Raw genomic sequence first — 5785 nt, 5'->3', positions numbered from 1 at the left:
GCCCGTAAGTTCCGCAAACGTTCATCCGGTCGCTTTAGCCGCAATAGACGCTACGGCAACAACAGTTCGTCCGGTGGAGATGACGAGACCAATTCGGATGAGTCGGAAGAAACGGAAGGTGCGTCTAATAACTAGACGCTCTAAACCGTGATACCTTCCGGGTTCATGAATTCTATGGGCCGATCGGGTGAGTCATGATAGGCAACCTGGTCGGTCTCGTAGTCTCGTAGGGTGGGCACTGTCCACCCTACTTGTGCGTTTAGCCATGGGTACCTACGGCATCGCCTTCTAGACCCTCCATCTAAGCGGTTTCCACCGAATAGCGATCGCACAACGCTTGCACCAACTCATGGAACGAGAGCGCCGCTGGCGTATCTCCCAATTTTTGCTGGAAATAGGTCGCCGCCTGTAGCCCCGACGCGATCGCTCCCCCCACCTGCTGTCCCCCACACCAATCACCACTGCAGAGGAGAGGCAAGGGGGTTTGAGTGGCAATGTAGGGGCCGGGGTAGGGGCGTTGGGCAAAGGCATAGCGCCAGCGATGGACATAGAGATCCACAGGCATGTCCAGCCAATCATAGAGCGCTTGGGCGGCCTGCTGTAGGAGCGTGATGCCAGCGGGCTGGAGATCCTGAGCATCGTGGTACTGTTCGGCAAAGGCGGCCGTGCTTTGAAAGACAAATACCGGCGGGGTGGCCCTGTCGGGCGTTAGGCTTGGGCGTTTACTCGTCTCAAACGATATCCAGGCTAGATCAGGGTGGGTATCAAACTGAATCCCCTGCCAAGCCTGGGAATAGTCTAAAAATTCTCCCTGCTCATCACCATAGGTGGCGATCGCACTGATGCAGGCAGAAAACTCCACCGCCCGCACAGCATCCAATACGGGCAGGGGCAGTCCCAGCGGCGTCAATGGTGTGAGCAAGTCAACGGCTTGGGGCGCTGGAATGGCTAGCACTAGGGCATCAGCCCAGGTTGCAGACGGTTCGCCTTCAAACGTAATCTGCCAGCCCTGCTTGGCCACCGGGGCGATCGCCGTCACCCGATGCTGGCGGCGAATATCTAGCCCCGCAGCCAGCCATTTGGCAACCGCATTCACCCCTTCTCGGGCAATATAACGACGGCTGGGAGCCAGAACATGGCAGCTTCCATCCGATAGCATCTGGGCGATCGCCCCCCGCCAGGCCCGCACCACATGGTGATCATGGAGAACTCCCAAGAGGTAGCGCAGGGAGTCCCCCTCGGGCTCTAGGTAGCGAACGCCGTGGTCAGCACAGGTGCCCGCCAGACGCCTTGTGGCCATGCGTCCTCCCACACCGCGAGACTTTTCATAAACCACAACCTGATGCCCGTACTGCTGGAGTGCCTGCGCACATACCAAACCCGCTATTCCTGCGCCTACCACTCCAATCGTTGCCATACGCTCACTATCGCTCAATGCACTGACGTTTAGATTACCGCGTCTACCGGTACGCCTGCTGTCTGTCGAGCATGGCACTCAAGCAGATCAGAACAGTCCAGCGTTGGTTAAGACATAACTAGATTTGACCCATTTGACCCCTGGGAGATCGGCAGAACTTGAGCCGACCTTGGTAGACTGAAAACAATCCTAGGGCGATCGCCTCGTCGGCGATGATCCTGACTCGAATCACGTTGATGGGCCGGGCAGACCTGGAAGACAGCTTGTTGGTGTAGGTTTACTGCTGGTTGGAGGATGCTTGCGTGGATGAATTGAGAACCGCTCTAGAATTGGCAACAGATGAAGAACTCTCGGGGTTAACCAACGTTCTTTTCCATCGTCAGCTTAACCCGTTGGACTATCTCTGTGCGCCAGACCCCATCGATGTGCAAAGTCAAGATCGCTTGACCTGGCTAGATAGCTTAGAAGAACGTTTTCGCTTCCTAGCAGCAGATGGCGTGACGGTGATTCGCGGCCAGTCTGCCCAGGTTAGCTATCGGCAAGTCCTTGTGCAAGTCTGTCGATACCTGAAAATTCCCTACTCTCAAGATTTCTCCACCCTCGACCTAGAATCCGAAATTTTTCTCCACTTACTGCAGCGGGCCTGCAAAAGCATGACGGCCGATGAACGCCGCCAGCTCAATCAACGGATGCAGCGATCGCTCTCCCAACTACAATTTGCCCAGCCCCTGCCCACCAACCTACAGCACAACCCCATGGGCGTACTGCTGAAGGGCAGTAGTGCCCTCGCCCTCAGCGCCGTAGTGCGACCGCTGGTGTTGCAGCAGCTAGCCCGCCAAATCGCTATCCACATGGCCACCTATCAAGTCGCCCAGCAGGCGATCGCCAAAGGCGGTGTTGCGATCGCCACCCAAATTCAGGCCCGTGCCGCCATGCAAACCGCCACCCGAGGCATTGTCCTCAACACGGCTCGCTACACAGCGGTGCGCAGCGTCTTAGCCGTGCTTGGCCCCGCCATGTGGGCTTGGTTCTTCGCCGATCTAGGCTGGCGGGCGATCGCCACCAACTACGGACGCATCATTCCCGTTGTCTTCACCCTGGCCCAAATTCGCCTAACCCGGGCAGAGTGTTTTGGCACCGCCTGAGCCCTGATTGGCCCCAAAACCAACCCTAGGGGTTTCTTGACGGCTAAGCGATCGCTAGAATAGCTCAGTAGGGCGGCTAACGCTGAGGGTTTTAAGCTGTTACTTAGCCGTTACGTTTTCATAGATCATCCTGTGAGAGAGACACGGTTGTGACGACTGGTCATTCTGCCCAACAATCTACCCCCGCCACTGCGCTCAACTACTACCAACTGTTGGGCACCGATCCGTCGGCCTCACCCCAAGCCATTCGCCAAGCCTACCGAGATCTCAGCAAGCTCTATCATCCAGACACAACAACCCTACCGGCAGCAATCGCAACAGCCAAGTTTCAAGACCTCAACGAGGCCTACGCCACCCTCAGCAGTCCCGATCGCCGCCTCACCTACGACATGAAGATGGGCTATTCTCGGGTATCCGTGATGCAGCCACAGCCATCCCTCTCCCAGGCAACCTCATTCCGCAAATCTTCTGCCTACCTCGATCCCATCGATCGCCCCCTCTCTGCCGGAGAGCTGTTTGCCCTATTGATTTTGACAGTGACCTTTATTGGCTGTGTGCTGCTGGCGATCGCCGTGGGCCTCACCCGGGGAGAAGTCACCCTCCAAACCCCAGTGCCCGTGGTTCAAACCCAGCCCAATCTCACCATCCCAGCTCCATTACCGTCTCTAGATCTACCATCTCCAGATCCACCATCTCTAGATTCCCTAGCATCTGACCTGTCGCCCCAGCCAGAATGGTTACAGCCTGAGCAGCCGGAGCTGGGAGAGTGACAGTTCGATACAATTTATACACTTCCCCTCTAGGCTGGGGATAGCTCTGATTTGCCGTTTATCCTAGCAATAGGTCATGTCATGATATTACCGTCTACAGATACGCCGTTATATAACCATCCACTACCCGACATTGAGCGGTGGCTTGCCTCCAAAGGATGCCAGCAAGATGTCACCAATCTGCACTGCTGGTCGTTGCATACGCCCGATTGGCATGCCGAGATCATCATGGAAGTTGATTCCTTGGTGGTTCGCTACCTGAACGCTGGCGAGGACGGGGAAGATATTCAGCGCTCCTTCAAATATTCCTTAACACGACAAGACTTGGACGAGGTGATCTTTTCCGATCCGCTCACCACCACATCCAAGCAAGACGCCTAGAGCATCCCCAGCTCTAATCAGGCATCGGCGATGAACAGGTCTAACGGCAGATGCCCATACATCTCGTTTAGACCTTCCGCATAGGCAGACTGGCAGGACACCAGCACACCCCGATGATCGCCAACGTAGCGATCGCTGTAGAGCAGGCCGGTTTTGGGGTTGAATTTGATATAGACAGGGCCTTCAACGGGCGTCAAGCCATCGGGCTGAACGGGATAGCCCAACGCTGTTGCGTAGGCGACGAGAGCTGTCCTACCCTGGTCTAGGCTGTCGGCACAGATGCCTAAAATTTGATAGTCGCTATGCTGCGCCACCTGCTTGAGGGCCGCCTGCACCTGTTGAGACGTGCTGGAGATGGCTTCGGAGCGATCGTAGTCAAACTGCTGGAGCATGGCTTGAGCCTGCTCTAGGGATAAGTTCTCAGAATTGGTTTGGATCATAGCGATCGCTCTCCTCTTGGGTCAAGCAGCCTACGTAATGCCGGGTGCGGCTGCCTTGATTCACCCCGGTCTTGTCTTCACAATAAAACAAGAGCATCCCTGCTCAACGTATTAGCGATAAAAATCTATGACCAACTCGGATCCCAGCTCCACCTCCCTAAGTCGCCTGCGCAACTTCGTCGTTGTCCTGGTTGCCGTAGCGCTGTCCGTTTCTGTATTCCTAGGTATTCAAACCAAGTCTACGGGAACCTCTTTGGCCGCCCTTGCTGAAGAAGCGGTTCCCCTAGATCTGGCGTTGACCAACGGCAAGCCAACGCTGGTAGAGTTCTACGCCAACTGGTGTACCTCATGCCAAGCCATGGCGGGCGACATGGGAATACTCAAGCAGACCTACAGCGATCGCCTCAACTTTGTCATGCTCAACGTAGACAACACCAAATGGTTGCCGGAAATGCTGCACTACCAAGTAGACGGCATTCCCCACTTTGTATTTCTCGATCCTCAGGGGGAAGCGATCGCCAGCACCATTGGTGAACAGCCGCGGCCGGTGATGGCTGCGAATCTCGATGCGCTAATAGCAGGCGGCCCCTTGCCCTACCGACAAGGTCGGGGTCGTGTCTCGGATGTGGAAACTCGCACCGTAGCACCATCAAGCAACGATGATCCTCGCAGCCACGGCAGTCAGGTCGTATCGCCCACGTAGATGGTTTTAGGGTACGGGCGTAATGGAGATGCGATCGCCCACTTCCAGACCCAACTCTTCCGCCCGGCCGCCGCGCAGCTCAATCACCTGGGTGACTTGGGTATCGGGGCCGTAGGTGGGGCAGACGGCCTCTCGGCAGGGCGGCACATCTTGGGCGATCGCCACCACCTCATCACCAGCCAAGAAAATCATATCCAGGGAAATCTCAACATTCCGCATCCAAAACCGCGTAAACCGAGGGCGATCGAAGGGAAACAGCATCCCTCGATCATCGGGCAGGCTGGTGCGATACATCAAACCTAGGGCTTGCTGGTCTGGAGTTTGGGCCACTTCCAGCTCAATCACCTCCCCAGCAATCAGGGCCGTGGCGGTGATCGGCAAGGATTGGGCCTGGTCGTTAAGCTCAGGACTCTGGGATGTCTCAGAGGGCGGCGCTGTATCGGGAGAAGAAACAGTCACGGGCGGTTTGCTTGCAGGAGTGGACTCAGCCGTCGAGGGAGCCGCACAGCCCATACTCATGACACTGAGGCTGATCATGAGGGCGATCGCAGAAGCAGAGTAAACCATAGCTTGCAGTTTTAAGTACATCAACGCTAGGCAGTGGTTGAGATCCGAGGCGATCGCGGTGGCCCAAACTGGCTCCATTCCCCTATTCGCTTAGATCTACACTCCACCCGCACTAATTGGACAAGTTGTTTGTGTCGGGATTTCGATCGCTATCCACCGGGATAGACGCGACCCATCGTTTCATCCATGCTCAACCCTGGGTCAACCATGGGGGAACAGGTGTAGTTCAGCAGACGGCTAACGCGAACCCTAAGTTTCACGTAGCACATACCCAACCCCGCGCACGGTTTGAATCAGCCGCTTATCGCCATCATGTTCAATCTTGAGGCGCAGGTAGCGCACATACACCTCAATGACATTCG

At 56.2% G+C, this 5785-nt stretch carries 8 protein-coding genes; 4 read left to right on the top strand and 4 right to left on the bottom strand.

Annotation, left to right across the window (positions count from 1 at the left end; translation table 11 throughout):
- Positions 1–301: 301 nt before the first annotated feature.
- The gene (locus V6D20_02305) at positions 302–1417 is read right to left on the bottom strand and encodes an FAD-dependent oxidoreductase (GenBank protein HEY9814628.1); all 1116 of its coding nucleotides are present in this window, start codon (positions 1415–1417) and stop codon (positions 302–304) included.
- Positions 1418–1719: 302 nt separating this feature from the next.
- Here V6D20_02305 and V6D20_02300 point away from each other — a divergent pair, with 302 nt between their 5' ends.
- From V6D20_02300 to V6D20_02290, 3 genes are all read left to right on the top strand, one after another.
- Entirely contained in the window at positions 1720–2562 is an 843-nt protein-coding gene (locus V6D20_02300; GenBank protein HEY9814627.1) for a hypothetical protein, read from the top strand.
- 149 nt (positions 2563–2711) lie between these two features.
- A complete protein-coding gene (locus tag V6D20_02295) occupies positions 2712–3332 on the top strand; it encodes a J domain-containing protein (protein HEY9814626.1) in 621 nt (206 codons plus the stop codon).
- 81 nt (positions 3333–3413) lie between these two features.
- Positions 3414–3713, top strand: coding sequence for a DUF3143 domain-containing protein (locus V6D20_02290; protein ID HEY9814625.1), 300 nt, complete (start codon positions 3414–3416; stop codon positions 3711–3713).
- A 17-nt stretch (positions 3714–3730) separates the two neighbouring features.
- On the opposite strand, the gene V6D20_02285 is transcribed toward V6D20_02290, so the two are convergent.
- Positions 3731–4153, bottom strand: a complete 423-nt coding sequence (locus V6D20_02285) for a DUF1824 family protein (protein ID HEY9814624.1) — start codon at positions 4151–4153, stop codon at positions 3731–3733.
- Positions 4154–4280: 127 nt separating this feature from the next.
- Here V6D20_02285 and V6D20_02280 point away from each other — a divergent pair, with 127 nt between their 5' ends.
- Positions 4281–4856, top strand: coding sequence for a thioredoxin family protein (locus V6D20_02280; GenBank protein ID HEY9814623.1), 576 nt, complete (start codon positions 4281–4283; stop codon positions 4854–4856).
- 6 nt (positions 4857–4862) lie between these two features.
- Here V6D20_02280 and V6D20_02275 read toward each other — a convergent pair whose 3' ends face one another.
- Complete coding sequence (locus tag V6D20_02275; protein ID HEY9814622.1) at positions 4863–5501, bottom strand: DUF192 domain-containing protein; 639 nt, start codon at positions 5499–5501, stop codon at positions 4863–4865.
- 171 nt (positions 5502–5672) lie between these two features.
- Positions 5673–5785, bottom strand: a 113-nt coding sequence (locus V6D20_02270; protein HEY9814621.1) for a winged helix-turn-helix domain-containing protein, incomplete at its 5' end; no start/stop codon positions are given.

The organism is Candidatus Obscuribacterales bacterium (genome assembly GCA_036703605.1).
Lineage (GTDB): Bacteria > Cyanobacteriota > Cyanobacteriia > RECH01 > RECH01 > RECH01.
The sequence above is the reverse complement of the archived record's forward strand: the minus strand, read 5'-3'. Positions and strand labels throughout refer to the sequence as shown.